The organism is Streptomyces albicerus (assembly GCF_008905045.1).
In the GTDB taxonomy this organism is placed as follows: domain Bacteria; phylum Actinomycetota; class Actinomycetes; order Streptomycetales; family Streptomycetaceae; genus Streptomyces; species Streptomyces albicerus.
Map to the genome: position 1 here is coordinate 32,880 of NZ_VWMY01000035.1, position 14,860 is coordinate 47,739.

A 14,860-nucleotide genomic window follows, 5' to 3' on the forward strand; every position below is an offset into this window, starting at 1 on the left:
CTCAAACGCCGGAGGGGCTGGATTTTGCTCAGCTTTCCAGCCCAGTCCAGGCACTCTCAGCCCGTCCGGCGTTTGAGGACGATGCCGTTCAGGCCGATAGCGGGGGTCTGGGGGCGCAGCCCCCAGGGATGGGACGGGTAGGGGCGGCGGGGGCGACATCCCGGGGTACACGGCAACCCAGGACACAGCGAAACAAAGAGAGAGGTTGACCCGACGTGCAGGACGAACTCATCGCACGGGCCAAGGCGTGGCTGGCCGAGGACCCCGACGCGGAAACCCGTGAGGAACTCGCCAAGCTCATCGACGCCGAGGACACAGCGGAGCTCACCGCACGCTTCAGCGGCACCCTCCAGTTCGGCACAGCGGGCCTGCGGGGCGAGCTGGGCGCGGGCCCGATGCGGATGAACCGCTCGGTGGTCATCCGCGCGGCCGCCGGCCTCGCCGCGTACCTGAAGTCGAAGGGCCGGACCGACGGCCTCGTGGTCATCGGATACGACGCCCGCCACAAGTCCGCCGACTTCGCCCGGGACACGGCAGCGGTCATGACGGGCGCGGGCCTGCGCGCGGCCCTCCTCCCCCGCCCCCTCCCCACCCCCGTACTCGCCTACGCCATAAGGCACTTGGGCGCTGCGGCAGGCGTGGAGGTGACGGCCAGCCACAACCCCCCGCGCGACAACGGCTACAAGGTCTACCTGGGCGACGGCTCCCAGATCGTCCCGCCGGCGGACGCGGAGATCGCGGCGGAGATCGACGCGATCGCGAGCCTGGCCGACGTACCCCGTCCGGACGCCGGCTGGGAAACACTCGACGACGGCGTCCTGAACGCCTACCTGGCGCGCACGGACGCGGTACTGGCCCCCCGCTCCCCCCGTACCGCCCGCACCGTCTACACGGCGATGCACGGCGTGGGCAAGGAAACCCTTCTCGCGGCCTTCGCCCGAGCCGGCTTCCCCGCACCCGTCCTCGTCGCCGAGCAGGCGGACCCGGACCCGGACTTCCCGACGGTCGCGTTCCCGAACCCGGAGGAGCCGGGCGCGATGGACCTGGCCTTCGCGAAGGCTCTCGAGACGGACCCGGACCTGATCATCGCGAACGACCCGGACGCGGACCGCTGCGCGGCGGCGGTCAAGGACGCCGACGGCTGGCGCATGCTGCGCGGCGACGAGGTGGGAGCCCTCCTCGCGGCGCACCTGGTGCGCCGGGGCGCGCGGGGCACGTTCGCGGAGTCGATCGTCTCGTCCTCCCTGCTCGGCAGGATCGCCGAGAAGGCGGGCCTCCCGTACGAGGAGACCCTGACGGGCTTCAAGTGGATCGCCCGGGTGGAGGGTCTGCGGTACGGCTACGAGGAGGCGCTGGGCTACTGCGTGGATCCCGAGGGCGTACGGGACAAGGACGGCATCACGGCGGCTCTCCTGATCACGGAGCTGGCCTCCGAGCTCAAGTCCCAGAACCGCACCCTCCTCGACCTCCTCGACGACCTCGCGGTCGAGCACGGCCTGCACGCCACGGACCAGCTCTCGGCCCGGGTGGACGACCTCTCGCTCATCTCCGACGCGATGCGCCGCCTGCGCGAACGGCCGCCCGCCCGGCTCGCCGGCCTGCCCGTCACGAAGGCCGAGGACCTGACGAAGGGCACGGACAGGCTCCCGCCCACGGACGGCCTGCGCTACACGCTGGACGGCGCCCGCGTCATCGTCCGCCCCAGCGGTACGGAGCCGAAGCTGAAGTGCTACCTGGAGGTCGTGGTGCCGGTCGGTACCCACGACGACCTCCCGGCGGCCCGCGCGAAGGCGACGGACCTGTTGTCGACGATCAAGCGGGACCTGTCGGCGGCAGCGGGGATCTAAGCAGGTCGGGTGAGGTCAGCTGCGGTTCGGCAGCGTCCCAAAGGGGCGCGGGGAACTGCGCGACCGGCCCCGACGGGCCCGCAGAAGACCGACGGCACATCGCGGCACTTCCAGCGGAGCGTTTAGCCCCAGCGGGTATCCGATGACGGCAGCAGCTATCCGATGACACCACTGGGTCTCCGATGACATATCCGGGCTCGGATACCGGCCCGGAGGCACCCCATCGGGTGATTTCCGCGCGGCAGTTGACGCAGCGCTCCGGTGCGCCACCGGTCGGCCGAGGAACGGTTGACCGGTAGCGCACCGCCGAGCCCTGGAGCCGCCGCCGTGTCCCCGACCGCATTCCGGCCGACACCCCGAGCGACCGAAGCCCCGGAACCCCGCGACACCTCCGACGGACACCCCCCGGCCTCCCCACACCCCGGCCGCCCCGCGGCTCCCCGCACCACCCCACCGCTCTCCGTACGCGCCCGCCGCGCCCTGCGCCGCGCCGCCCCCGCCCTGCTCGCCTACGTCGCCGTACGCCTCACCGGCCTGCTCGTCCTCACCGTCTGGGCCCACCGCCGCCACCATGGCGTCTGGCCGACCCTGGCAACCCAGTGGGACGCGGACTGGTACCTGGGCATCGCGGACCACGGGTACACCCGCGAACTGGGCACCGCGTACGACGCGAACAACCTCGCCTTCTTCCCGCTCTACCCGGTCCTGGTGAAGGCGGTCGCCGCGTTCACCCCCGGCACACGCGCCACAACGGGCCTGGTCCTCGCGGTCATCAGCTCGCTCTTCGCCGCCTGGGGCATCTACGCGATCGGCAACCGCCTGTACGGCCACCGCGCCGGCGTCATCCTGACCGTCCTCTGGGCCGCCCTCCCGGTGGGCCTGGTCCAGTGGATGGGCTACACGGAGTCCTTGTTCACGGCGCTGGCAGCCTGGTCCCTCTACGCGGTACTGACGGGCCGCTGGCTCTGGGCGGGTTCCCTGGCCACGCTCGCGGGCCTGACCCGCCCGACGGGCATCGCCGTGGCGGCCGCGGTCACGGTGACAGCGCTACTGGCCCTCCGTCGCCGCGTCTGCGCCCGCCTCCTCGCGGCCGCCCTCCTCGCCCCGCTGGGCTGGTTCGCGTACGTCGGCTGGGTGGGCCTGCGTCTGAACCGCTGGGACGGCTACTTCGCCGTACAGGAGATGTGGCACAACGACTGGGACGGCGGCGCCCAGACGCTCCGCTTCCTCCGCGAGTACCTCGCGCGGGACTCGACACCTGAACTGTTCCTGGTGATGGTCACCCTGACCCTCCTGGCCTCGGTCGCCCTCTTCGCCGTAACCATCTGGGACCGCCACCCCCTCCCCCTCCTGATCTTCACCGCAGCCCTCCTGACCATCGTCCTGGGCAGCGGCGGCGTCTACTTCCCCCGAGCGCGCTTCCTCCTCCCGGCCTTCCCGCTCCTCCTCCCCCTGGCCGCGCACTTGTCCCGAGCCTCGGGCCGCCTCCTCATCCTCACCGTGACGACGGCGGCCCTGAGCTCGGCGTACTGCGGGGCGTACATGGTGCTGGTGTGGCCTAGCGCGCCCTGATCGGCTGCCCCGGGCCGCGACCCGGGCGCGCAAGGCCGACGCCGCCGTCAGATCCCGTACCGCCCCTTCAGATGCCGCCAGAAGTCCCGCAGCATCCACTTGTCGAACTCCGTGATCTGCGCGGCGCTGCCCGCTTTCATGAGGAAGCAGCACTGGCCGGTCGGGGTCCAGTCGTAGAAGTCGTCGAGGCCGAAGGTGTGGCCGACCTCGTGCAGGTAGATATGGATGTTCTCCTGGGTCAGGGCGCCCGTGAAGTACTCCTGGCCCACGCGCTGGCCCCAGTCGCCGCCGGCGCCGCCCTGGAAGCCCTTGGTCAGCCAGAGGGACTGGTCGTAGTGGCGGGCCGCGCCGCCCGGGCAGCGGGAGTAGTCGCCGTCCTGGTGGAAGAAGCGGCCGCAGTCCGGGGCGCACTGCGGGGCGCCGCCGCCGTCGAGGTTGCCGGCGTAGATGTCGACGGAGTTGTCCGTCCACTGGAGGGTCGAGCGGTTCTTCACCGCCCAGCCGACGATGTTGACCGGCACGTTCGTGTACGGCCAGGCGTTGTGGCCCGTGCCGTTGTCCACCATCGCCGACATCCACTTGCCGAACTGCTTCTTCAGCGCGGTGTGGATCCGGTCGCGCAGGTCCGCGCTGACCGGAGTGTCGGACTCCCAGCGGACGCAGTAGTTGACGCTTCCTCTGTTGGCCATGACCTGGTCCCAGCCGTAGTTGCGGAAGCCGTAGAGGTCGGGGTACGTGGACGAGACGTGGTTCCACACCTCGTTCAGCGGCTGCACCAGGTTCGCGGGCGGGTTCCACTCTTCGGCGGCCTGCGCCGGGGACGCCGTCGTACCCGGCGCGAGGACCAGCGCGAACAGGGCGGCGAGGACTGTGGCCAGACGTGCGAGATGTCTGTGCACGGTGAACTCCCTTTGTGGGGGACGGGATTTCACCCTCAGGTCGCCGCCGACCCCCGCGCGGGTTGCCTGCCGTGCGCGAGCAACTCCCGCTGCGTCAGGGCTACTTCACCCCCACACCACCAGCACCGCGGCCCATACCAGCGCCAGCACCAGGGCCAACGGCCACAGCGGGCGCCCGCGTTCGGGCGCGGTGCTCTCTCCGGTGGGCCGCAGGGCGGGATCCGTACGCATGGCCGTGAGTTCGGCGGCCAGGGCGTCGTACGGATGGATCAGGCCCTGGCGGCGCTCGAACCACGCCCACCGCGGCGCCGCGACCGACCAGTCGTCGCCCCGCCAGCGCAGCTTCAGCTCGAATGACCGGCGGCGTACGGAGCGGATGTCGTCCCAGGGGACGTGCCGCGGGCCGCGCAGCCCGGTGACCCAGAGGCCCGAGCGGTCGGCAGTGATGCGCCAGGCGAGCTTCACCGGGACGCGGACGGCTCCGTAGAGGCCGAGTACGCCGACGACGGCCAGCTTCCACAGGGGCATGTCGGACTCGGTGAACGAGGCCCAGAAGAGCCAGACGCCCCACTGCACCAGCAGCACCGCCGCCACCCAGTCCAGCCAGCCCGCACGCCAGCGGCGCACCGGGACGGGCGGCCGGTCGACGACCAACTCCCTTGCCTGCTCCTCCAGTTGGCGGCTCTGCTCCTCCCTGGCCTTCTCCTTGGCGATACGCCGCATCCCGGCGCTCGGCGACAACGGGCGGACCGGTCCCGCCGACCATTCCGTCAGGGGCGGCTGTTCCGGGTCCTCGTCGGCGCTGACGACCACGATCTCGGCGCCGTCGAAGGGGGCGCCGTAGAGGACGGCTTCGCGGACCGGCCCGGGGGTGTCGTCGTCCACCGCGTCGAGGAGCCGCTCCAGTTCCTCGTCCGTCTCCGCGTCGTCGTCGTCATCGTCGTCGTCCTCGTCGCCTTCTTCGGAGGCACCGTCGTACGAGGTCAGGTCGACGGTGAACAGCGGCCGCATCGCCGCGAGGTCGTCCGCCGCGTACACCTCCGTGGAGCCCTGCGCGTCGTCACGTACGAGGACGCGCAGTACGGGCGCGGCGGCCCGGCGCAGCGCGACGGACCGGTGGCGGCCCAGCCACGCGGAGGCAAGGGCGGTCACGGCGAGCCCGGCCAGGTAGAAGGCCATGACCCAGGCGCCCCGGCGGTCGTCGACCGTGCCCCACAGTTCCGAGGTGGCGCCGGTGAGCACGGCCAGCCCGAGCACCACGAGGCCGAGCGGGAGCAGGAAACTGCCGCGCCGCACCCGTGCGTCCGCGTCCGGGACCCGCGCCGTGCCGTCCGCGGCGGCCTCCAGCGCCTGGTCGAGCTGGGCGCTCCGGGCCCGCAGGCGTACCGCGACGGCGGCCCAGGAGACCACCACGACGAACGCCCCGACGGCGGTCACACCCCACGGCTGCGACGGCGCCTCCACCGCGAGCGCGAGGAGCAGCCCCGGCGCCCCGACCCAGACCAGCTCGGGCCGCGCGAGCGCCCAGAGGGCGTACACCGCGAACCCCGCCGCGACGAACGGCCACAGTCCGCCGAGCATCGCGGCCCAGGCGCCCGCGCACAGTGCGAGCGTGGTCACGGCGGCCGCGATCGACCTGCGCACCCTCAGGAACGTCCAGCGCGGCGGCAGCGCGGCCGACCAGCCGGCCGCACCCCCGGCGGTCCAGTCCCGGCAGCCGTCGGGTATCGCGGCCGCGGGCAACCGCAGCGGCTCGTCGTACGACACATGCACTCCTGGATCGCGTGGGAACGCCGGTGTGACACCGGCGTCGGCACCGGTGGTGGGTGACAGTAGCGACCGGACGCCCCCGCCTCGGCCACCGGACACCTCTGCCTCCGACGAAGGTGCCACCCTCTCGTACGGCCGGACGTGCCCATCGCCTCAAGCGCGCGAAGACGTCAAGTCGTGGGAAACCGCGAGAAGGCGTGCCCTCACCCCACCGCCAGCAGCACCGCCAGCAGCACCGCCCCGGCCACCGCCGGCCCCACGATCTCGTACGCCCACCGCACCGACACCTCGCCCTGTGCCCGCGGGTCCTTGCCGCGGGCCTCCAGCAGCTCACCCAAATCGTGCATGATCTGGTCGGTCTGGGCGCGCACGGGCCCGTCCGTCACGGCCGAAGGACCGCGGGACCGGCCACCGGACGGACCGCCGCGGCCCGCCGCCGTGTCTCCCCGGGCCCCTCGGGCCTCCCGAGCTTCCCGGGCCTCCCCGCGGGCCTCCCTCCGCGCCGCTCGCTTACGAGCCCGCAGCGAGACGGGCACGGCCCACACCTGGTACTTGGTGCCGGCCTTGTCGAGCACCTCGTTCGAGTAGCCGGACCTGAACGCCTCGACCGTCCCCCAGGGCAGCACGATCACCCGGAAGGGGTTACGGATACGCATGCGCTGCTCGTTCGCAAAGACGGCCGGGCGCAGCGTGAAGGCGACGACCAGCGGGACCAGGAGGATCAGCACGGCCAGCGCCACCCACGGTGCACGGCCCTCGCCCGTGACCAGGGCGTCGATGCCGAGCCAGCCCGCGATGGCGAGCAGCAGCACACCGCCCGCGATACTGGAGGGTGACCGGTAGATCCGGTCCTTGAACTGGGGTTCCGGTGTGTCCGGTGCGGGTGGCTGGTGGTCCGGGGTCGTCATGCTCCCGATTCTGCCCGACGCCCCCGACACCGCTCCCGGGCGGTGCCCCGGCTCGTCGGGTCAAGCACACTGAGAACACGGGACGAGTACCGGGGAACACGGGACGAGTCCGGGCTGACTACCCCGATGAACCTCGGGGGTGTACAGCCGCTACGCGCGTAGATATGCTCGGCTGGTGACCATGCCCACCACAGCAAACGCTGCACACGCACTCGGCGACGTAACCGCGTCCGACAGCACGCTGCGCCGCTTCCTCCACGGGCTGCCAGGCGTCGACACGGTCGGCCTGGAGGCGCGCGCCGCCTCGCTCGGCACCCGTTCCATCAAGACCACCGCGAAGGCGTACGCCATCGACCTCGCCATCTCGATGGTCGACCTGACGACGCTGGAAGGCGCGGACACCCCGGGCAAGGTCCGGGCGCTCGGCGCCAAGGCCGTCCGCCCGGACCCCACGGACCGTACGACCCCGACGACCGCCGCCGTCTGCGTCTACCCCGACATGGTGGCCGTCGCCAAGGAGGCCGTCGCCGGCTCCGGCGTCAAGGTCGCCTCGGTCGCGACCGCCTTCCCGGCGGGCCGCGCCGCCCTGGGCGTCAAGCTGGCCGACGTGCGGGACGCCGTCGCCGCGGGCGCCGACGAGATCGACATGGTCATCGACCGCGGGGCGTTCCTCGCGGGCAACTACATGAAGGTGTACGACGAGATCATCGCCGTGAAGGAGGCCTCGGGCGCCGCCCGCCTGAAGGTCATCTTCGAGACCGGCGAGCTGTCGACGTACGACAACATCCGGCGCGCGAGCTGGCTCGGCATGCTGGCGGGCGCGGACTTCATCAAGACCTCGACGGGCAAGGTCGCCGTCAACGCGACGCCCGCGAACACCCTCCTCATGCTGGAAGCCGTGCGCGACTTCCGCGCGCAGACCGGGGTACAGGTCGGTGTGAAGCCCGCCGGCGGCATCCGCACCACCAAGGACGCCATCAAGTTCCTGGTCCTGGTCAACGAGACCGCGGGCGAGGACTGGCTGGACAACCACTGGTTCCGCTTCGGCGCGTCCTCGCTCCTGAACGACTTGCTGATGCAGCGTCAGAAGCTGGCCACCGGCCGCTACTCCGGCCCCGACTACGTGACGGTGGACTGATCACCATGGCTTCCGCATTCGAGTACGCACCGGCGCCCGAGTCCCGCGCCGTCGTCGACATCGCACCCTCCTACGGCCTGTTCATCGACGGCGAGTTCACCGAGGCCGCCGACGGCAGGGTCTTCAAGACCGTCAGCCCGAGCACCGAAGAGGTCCTCTCCGAGGTCGCCCAGGCGGGTACCGAGGACGTCGACCGCGCGGTGAGGGCCGCCCGCAAGGCCTTCGAGAAGTGGTCCGCTCTCCCCGGCTCCGAGCGCGCCAAGTACCTGTTCCGCATCGCCCGCATCATCCAGGAGCGCAGCCGCGAACTGGCCGTCCTGGAGACGCTGGACAACGGAAAGCCCATCAAGGAGACGAGGGACGCCGACCTCCCCCTCGTGGCCGCGCACTTCTTCTACTACGCGGGCTGGGCCGACAAGCTCGACCACGCCGGCTTCGGGGCGAACCCGCGGCCGCTGGGCGTCGCGGGCCAGGTCATCCCCTGGAACTTCCCGCTGCTGATGCTGGCGTGGAAGATCGCCCCGGCGCTCGCCACCGGCAACACGGTCGTCCTGAAGCCCGCCGAGACCACCCCCCTCTCGGCCCTGTTCTTCGCGGACATCTGCCGCCAGGCGGGCCTCCCGAAGGGCGTCGTCAACATCCTTCCGGGATACGGCGACACGGGCGCGGCCCTCGTCGAGCACCCCGACGTGAACAAGGTCGCCTTCACCGGCTCGACGGCGGTCGGCAAGGCCATCGCGCGCCAGGTGGCGGGCACGAAGAAGAAGGTCACCCTCGAGCTCGGCGGCAAGGGCGCCAACATCGTCTTCGACGACGCCCCCATCGACCAGGCCGTCGAGGGCATCGTCACCGGAATCTTCTTCAACCAGGGCCAGGTCTGCTGCGCGGGCTCCCGCCTGCTGGTCCAGGAGTCGATCCAGGACGAGCTCCTCGACTCCCTGAAGCGCCGCCTCTCGACCCTCCGCCTCGGCGACCCGCTCGACAAGAACACGGACATCGGCGCGATCAACTCCGCCGAACAGCTCTCGCGCATCACCTCGCTCGTCGAGCGGGGCGAGGCCGAGGGCGCCGAGCGCTGGTCCCCGGCCTGTGAACTCCCGTCCGCCGGCTACTGGTTCGCCCCGACGCTCTTCACGAACGTCACCCAGGCGCACACCATCGCCCGCGACGAGATCTTCGGCCCGGTGCTCTCCGTCCTCACCTTCCGCACTCCGGACGAGGCGGTCGCCAAGGCCAACAACAGCCAGTACGGCCTCTCGGCGGGCATCTGGACCGAGAAGGGTTCCCGGATCCTGGCCGTGGCGAACAAGCTCCGCGCGGGCGTCGTCTGGTCCAACACGTTCAACAAGTTCGACCCGACCTCGCCGTTCGGCGGCTACAAGGAGTCGGGCTTCGGCCGCGAGGGCGGTCGTCACGGCCTGGAGGCGTACCTCGATGTCTGAGAAGACCGAGAAGACCGAACAGCGGCGTCTGAGCGTCTTCAAGACCTACAAGCTGTACGTGGGCGGGAAGTTCCCGCGTTCCGAGAGCGGCAGGGTGTACGAGGTGACGGACTCGAAGGGCGAGTGGCTGGCCAACGCGCCGCTTTCCTCGCGCAAGGACGCCCGCGACGCCGTGGTGGCCGCCCGCAAGGCCTTCGGCGGCTGGTCCGGCGCGACCGCGTACAACCGCGGCCAGATCCTCTACCGCGTCGCGGAGATGCTGGAGGGCCGCAAGGACCAGTTCGTACGGGAGGTCGCGGACGCGGAGGGTCTGTCAAAGTCGAAGGCGGCCGTCCAGGTGGACGCGGCCATCGATCGCTGGGTCTGGTACGCGGGCTGGACCGACAAGATCGCCCAGGTGGTCGGCGGCGGCAACCCGGTCGCGGGCCCGTTCTTCAACCTGTCGACCCCGGAGCCGACGGGAGTGGTCGTCGTACTGGCCCCCCAGAAGTCGTCCTTCCTGGGCCTGGTCTCGGTGGTCGCCCCGGTGATCGCGACCGGCAACACGGTGATCGTGATCGCGAGCGAGAAGTCCCCGCTCCCGGCGCTGTCACTGGGCGAGGTGCTGGCCACGTCCGACCTCCCGGGCGGCGTCGTCAACGTCCTCTCCGGGAAGACGGCGGAAATCGCGACACCCCTCGCCGCGCACCAGGACGTCAACGCGATCGACCTCGCCGGCGCCGACGACGTACTCGCGAAGGAACTGGAGATCGCGGCCGCGGACAATCTCAAGCGGGTCGTTCGCCCACAGGCTGTGGATAACGCGGACTACTTTGCGAATCCCGGCATCGAGCGCCTGACGGCCTTCCTGGAGACGAAGACGGTCTGGCACCCGACGGGCGCACTGGGCGCCTCCGGCTCGTCGTACTGACGGCCGCCGAAGACGGGAGAGCCGCGCTTCCCCTCCGTCCGGGGGAGGCGCGGCTTTCTCTTCCGTTCCGTCTTCGTACGACTCGCTTCCGAGATGTGATGCACGTTCCAAAGGCGACCCGAGGGGTCGGCCGGGGGCGCGCGATGCGTCAGACTGGTGTCTCGTGAGTTCCCATGCCCCGAATTCCGCGATAACCGCCCGTGTCGTGCTGCTGTGCGGCCCCTCCGGCTCCGGCAAGTCCCTCCTCGCGGCCCGCTCCGGCCTTCCGGTGCTGCGGCTCGACGACTTCTACAAGGAGGGTGACGACCCGACGTTGCCGCAGGTGGCGGGGAGTTCGGACATCGACTGGGATCATCCGCTGTCCTGGGACGCGGACGGGGCCGTCGCGGCGATCTCGGAGTTGTGCCGGACCGGGCGTACGAGTGTTCCGGTGTACGACATCTCGCTGAGCGCGCGGACCGGTGAAGAGGCCGTTGATTTCGCGGGGGCGCCTGCCTTCATCGCCGAGGGCATCTTCGCCGCGGAGATTGTGGGGCGGTGCCGGGAGGCCGGCGTTCTGGCCGACGCGCTGTGTCTGAGCCGGGGGGCGGTGACCACGTTTCGTCGGCGGTTCCTGCGGGATCTGCGCGAGGGGCGTAAGTCCGTGCCGTTTCTGGTTCGGCGGGGGTGGCGCTTGATGCGGGACGAGTCGTCGATCGTGGCTCGTCAGACCGCGCTTGGCGCTTACGCGTGTGATCGGGATGAGGCTTTGGGGCGACTGGCCGCTGCGGAGCGCTCCGCGCGGGAAGTCGTTGATGACGTGCGGGTGCGTAGGGGCTGGTCGTGCCCCGCGGCGGAGCCGCATGACGTCACGGCCCCGCGCCCCTGAGGGGCGCGCCCACGCCCGGCCCCACTCACAAGGGAACCCGTGCACACGAAGAAGCGGGACTGGATGGACCCCCCGGCCCTCCAGTCCCGCTCTCCTTTGTGCTCCCCCGTGCGCTTCCCCCGTGGTCCCCCGTGACCCCGTTGGTTCCCCCCGGTAGTGCTCCCCCGTGCTGTCCGCTACCTCCCCCCGGAGTGACGGACATCCCCCCACAGCCTTCAGGCGACAAGCTCCCCGAAGGACTCTTCCTCGTCACGGCCGAAGCTGAGGACCTCGTCCTCGCGCAGCCGGCGGAGTGACCGCCAGATGCTGGACTTCACCGTGCCGACACTGATGTCGAGGATTTCCGCGATCTCCGGGTCCGTGCGGCCCTCGTAGTAGCGGAGGACCAGCATGGTGCGCTGGAGTTCGGGGAGCCGGGCGAGCGCCTGCCACAGGACGGCGCGCAGTTCGGTGCCGCGCATCGCGTCCGTGTCGCCGGCGGTCTCCGGCAGCTCCTCGGTCGGGTACTCGTTCAGCTTGCGGCGGCGCCACGCGCTGATGTGCAGGTTCGTCATGGTGCGGCGGAGGTAGCCCCCGACCGCGGCCTTGTCGCTGATCCGGTCCCACGCCTTGTACGTCGAGAAGAGGGCGCTCTGCAGCAGGTCCTCGGCCTCGAAGCGGTCACCGGTCAGGTGGTAGGCGGTTGCGTACAGGGAGGCGCGGCGCTCCTGGACGTAGGCGGTGAACTCCGCCTCCGACACCGAACGACGCTCCCCCGTGGCCTCCCCGTACGCTGCTCCCCCGTACGTTCCCCCGTTGGTCCCCCCCAGATGTGCGTCAACCACCGTCATGTACGACCCGGTGTGCTGACGCCCGGTGCCGCGAGCGCACCCCCGCCCGCTCACGGCACCGGACTTCTCCGTGCCCCTCGTGACGTCGTGGAGACGCGTGACAACTGCGCCAGTGCTGGTGCTGTGCAGCGTGTTCATCTCGCGCCCCCCGTCGTGGAGTTCCGGTTCTGCGGTGTTTCCTTGCCTGTGACGAAAAGCTTGCCGCGGCCACTTCATGACGGTGTCCGCCGACTGTCACAGACCTGTCACAGGGGTAGGGCCCAGTCACGGCACAGGACGATCACAGAGAAGCGTCGTACGGCTACTCATACGACACACTCGCCACGCACTCGCACGCGGACATGTGTGGGAGCGCTCCAACAGTCGATACACGTCCACGTCATGGGACAGAATGACGTCCGTGCCTTCCCTGTTGCTGATCGAGGACGACGACGCCATCCGGACGGCCCTGGAGCTCTCTCTGACGCGCCAGGGACACCGGGTGGCCACCGCTGCCACCGGCGAGGACGGTCTGAAGCTGTTGCGCGAGCAGCGGCCCGATCTGATCGTCCTCGATGTGATGCTGCCGGGCATCGACGGGTTCGAGGTGTGCCGGCGCATCCGGCGCACGGACCAGCTGCCGATCATTCTGCTGACCGCGCGCAGTGACGACATCGATGTGGTGGTCGGGCTCGAGTCCGGCGCCGACGACTATGTCGTGAAACCCGTGCAGGGACGGGTGCTCGACGCCCGGATCCGGGCCGTGCTGCGGCGCGGCGAGCGCGAGGCGAACGACTCGGCGACGTTCGGCTCGCTGGTCATCGACCGTGCGGCGATGACCGTGACGAAGAACGGCGAGGATCTTCAGCTGACGCCCACCGAGCTGCGGCTGCTGCTCGAGCTGAGCCGGCGGCCCGGGCAGGCGCTGTCCCGTCAGCAGTTGCTGCGTCTGGTGTGGGAGCACGACTACCTGGGCGACTCGCGGCTCGTCGACGCGTGTGTGCAGCGGCTGCGCGCGAAGGTCGAGGACGTGCCGTCCTCGCCCACCCTGATCCGTACCGTCCGCGGAGTCGGCTACCGGCTGGACAGTCCTCAGTGACCAAACCGCAGGACAAGCTCCGTGGCTGGGCCGCGGCACGCAAGACCATACTGGCGGGTCTGCGCTTCACCAGTCTGCGACTGCGCCTGGTCGTGGTGTTCGGCCTCGTGGCGCTCACCGCGGCCGTGTCGGCGTCCGGGATCGCGTACTGGCTGAACCGCGAGGCCGTGCTCACCCGCACGCAGGACGCGGTGCTCGGCGACTTCCAGCAGGCGATGCAGACCCGCGCCAGCACGCTGCGGCCGCATCCCACGCAGGGCGAACTGCAGCGCGCCGCCGGGCAGATGGCGAACAGCAGCCAGCGCTTCAGCGTGCTGCTGATCGCTCAGGACGAGAACGGCAACACCGTCCGCGGGAACTCCGACCTGGACACCTTCACGCTGGAGGACGTACCGAAGTCCCTCCAGAAGGCGGTGAACAAGGAGCAGGAGCTCTCCTCGAACAACAAGTACGCGTACCACCTGTACTGGCAGCGGATAGTGCAGGGCGACAAGCCGTATCTCGTGGGCGGCGCGAAGGTCATCGGCGGTGGGCCGACCGGGTACATGCTCAAGTCGCTGGAGCCGGAGGCGAAGGACCTCAACTCCCTCGCCTGGTCGCTGGGTATCGCGACCGGGCTCGCGCTGATCGGCTCGGCGCTGCTCGCGCAGGCCGCCGCGGGCACCGTCCTGAAGCCGGTGCACCGCCTGGGGGTCGCGGCCCGCAGGCTCGGCGAGGGCAAGCTTGACACCCGGCTGCGGGTGTCGGGCACGGACGAACTCGCGGATCTGTCACGGACGTTCAACCGCACGGCGGAGGCGTTGGAGAAACGGGTCGCGGACATGAGCGCCCGCGACGAGGCGTCCCGGCGCTTCGTGGCGGACATGTCGCACGAGCTGCGGACACCGCTGACCGCGATCACCGCCGTGACCGAGGTCCTCGAGGAGGAGCTCGACGCGGAGACCGGCAGCGTCGACCCGATGATCGAGCCCGCGGTCCGGCTCGTCGTCAGCGAGACCCGGCGGCTGAACAACCTCGTGGAGAACCTCATGGAGGTCACCCGCTTCGACGCGGGCACGGCCCGGCTCGTCCTCGACAACGTCGACATCGCCGACCAGATCACCGCCTGCATCGACGCGCGTGCCTGGCTGGACGCGGTGGACCTGGACGCCGAGCGCGGCATCACGGCCCGCCTCGACCCGCGCCGCCTCGACGTCATCCTGGCGAACCTGATCGGCAACGCCCTCAAGCACGGCGGCTCCCCGGTGCGCGTGTCCGTGCGTGATGAGGGCGACGCCCTGGTCATCGAGGTCCAGGACCACGGCCCCGGCATCCCCGAGGACGTCCTGCCGCACGTCTTCGACCGCTTCTACAAGGCGAGCGCCTCCCGGCCGCGCTCCGAGGGCAGCGGCCTCGGCCTGTCCATCGCCCAGGAGAACGCCCATATCCACGGCGGCGAGATCACCGCCGCGAACTCGCCCAAGGGCGGCGCCGTCTTCACCCTGCGCCTGCCGCGCGACGCCTCCGAGCTCAAGGACCCCGAGGACCCGGAGAACCCCGAGCACGCCGACGACACCGACAAGCCCGACGAGGGCGACCGCACCGAGGGGGGCGCGTGA

Annotated in this window: 12 protein-coding genes; 8 read left to right on the forward strand and 4 right to left on the reverse strand. The window is 70.8% G+C overall.

The window, feature by feature from the left end:
* The first annotated feature begins 215 nt into the window (after positions 1 to 215).
* Both GAS53_RS29955 and GAS53_RS29960 read left to right on the forward strand, forming a co-directional pair.
* Positions 216 to 1,847 (forward strand): phospho-sugar mutase, encoded by a 1,632-nt coding sequence (locus GAS53_RS29955; RefSeq protein WP_151480851.1) that lies wholly within the window; start codon positions 216 to 218, stop codon positions 1,845 to 1,847.
* A 327-nt stretch (positions 1,848 to 2,174) separates the two neighbouring features.
* Positions 2,175 to 3,419: a glycosyltransferase family 39 protein gene (locus GAS53_RS29960; protein WP_151480852.1), complete on the forward strand. Its 1,245-nt coding sequence runs from the start codon at positions 2,175 to 2,177 to the stop codon at positions 3,417 to 3,419.
* 47 nt (positions 3,420 to 3,466) lie between these two features.
* On the opposite strand, the gene GAS53_RS29965 is transcribed toward GAS53_RS29960, so the two are convergent.
* The 3 genes from GAS53_RS29965 to GAS53_RS29975 form a co-directional block, all read right to left on the reverse strand.
* A complete protein-coding gene (locus GAS53_RS29965; protein ID WP_151480853.1) occupies positions 3,467 to 4,318 on the reverse strand; it encodes a hypothetical protein in 852 nt (283 codons plus the stop codon).
* 105 nt (positions 4,319 to 4,423) lie between these two features.
* Positions 4,424 to 6,085: a hypothetical protein gene (locus tag GAS53_RS29970; RefSeq protein WP_151480854.1), complete on the reverse strand. Its 1,662-nt coding sequence runs from the start codon at positions 6,083 to 6,085 to the stop codon at positions 4,424 to 4,426.
* Between the two features lie 206 nt (positions 6,086 to 6,291).
* A complete protein-coding gene (locus GAS53_RS29975; RefSeq protein WP_151480855.1) occupies positions 6,292 to 6,996 on the reverse strand; it encodes a PH domain-containing protein in 705 nt (234 codons plus the stop codon).
* 181 nt (positions 6,997 to 7,177) lie between these two features.
* On the opposite strand from GAS53_RS29975, the gene deoC reads away from it, so the two are divergent.
* The 4 genes from deoC to GAS53_RS29995 all read left to right on the forward strand — a co-directional run bounded on the left by deoC (position 7,178) and on the right by GAS53_RS29995 (position 11,354).
* The gene (deoC, locus tag GAS53_RS29980; RefSeq protein ID WP_151480856.1) at positions 7,178 to 8,134 is read left to right on the forward strand and encodes a deoxyribose-phosphate aldolase; all 957 of its coding nucleotides are present in this window, start codon (positions 7,178 to 7,180) and stop codon (positions 8,132 to 8,134) included.
* A 5-nt stretch (positions 8,135 to 8,139) separates the two neighbouring features.
* Entirely contained in the window at positions 8,140 to 9,576 is a 1,437-nt protein-coding gene (locus tag GAS53_RS29985) for an aldehyde dehydrogenase family protein (protein ID WP_151480857.1), read from the forward strand.
* The gene (locus GAS53_RS29990; RefSeq protein WP_151480858.1) at positions 9,569 to 10,486 is read left to right on the forward strand and encodes an aldehyde dehydrogenase family protein; all 918 of its coding nucleotides are present in this window, start codon (positions 9,569 to 9,571) and stop codon (positions 10,484 to 10,486) included. The genes GAS53_RS29985 and GAS53_RS29990 overlap by 8 nt, the downstream gene beginning before the upstream one ends.
* Positions 10,487 to 10,649: 163 nt before the next feature.
* The gene (locus GAS53_RS29995) at positions 10,650 to 11,354 is read left to right on the forward strand and encodes a uridine kinase (RefSeq protein ID WP_225859173.1); all 705 of its coding nucleotides are present in this window, start codon (positions 10,650 to 10,652) and stop codon (positions 11,352 to 11,354) included.
* Positions 11,355 to 11,569: 215 nt separating this feature from the next.
* On the opposite strand, the gene GAS53_RS30000 is transcribed toward GAS53_RS29995, so the two are convergent.
* Positions 11,570 to 12,322 (reverse strand): SigE family RNA polymerase sigma factor, encoded by a 753-nt coding sequence (locus GAS53_RS30000; RefSeq protein WP_151480859.1) that lies wholly within the window; start codon positions 12,320 to 12,322, stop codon positions 11,570 to 11,572.
* 262 nt (positions 12,323 to 12,584) lie between these two features.
* On the opposite strand from GAS53_RS30000, the gene afsQ1 reads away from it, so the two are divergent.
* Together afsQ1 and GAS53_RS30010 are read left to right on the forward strand one after the other, a co-directional pair.
* Positions 12,585 to 13,262 carry a two-component system response regulator AfsQ1 gene (gene afsQ1, locus GAS53_RS30005; protein WP_128380879.1) on the forward strand — a complete coding sequence of 226 codons (678 nt, stop codon included), beginning with the start codon at positions 12,585 to 12,587 and terminating at the stop codon, positions 13,260 to 13,262.
* A complete protein-coding gene (locus GAS53_RS30010; RefSeq protein ID WP_151480860.1) occupies positions 13,259 to 14,860 on the forward strand; it encodes a sensor histidine kinase in 1,602 nt (533 codons plus the stop codon). The genes afsQ1 and GAS53_RS30010 overlap by 4 nt, the downstream gene beginning before the upstream one ends.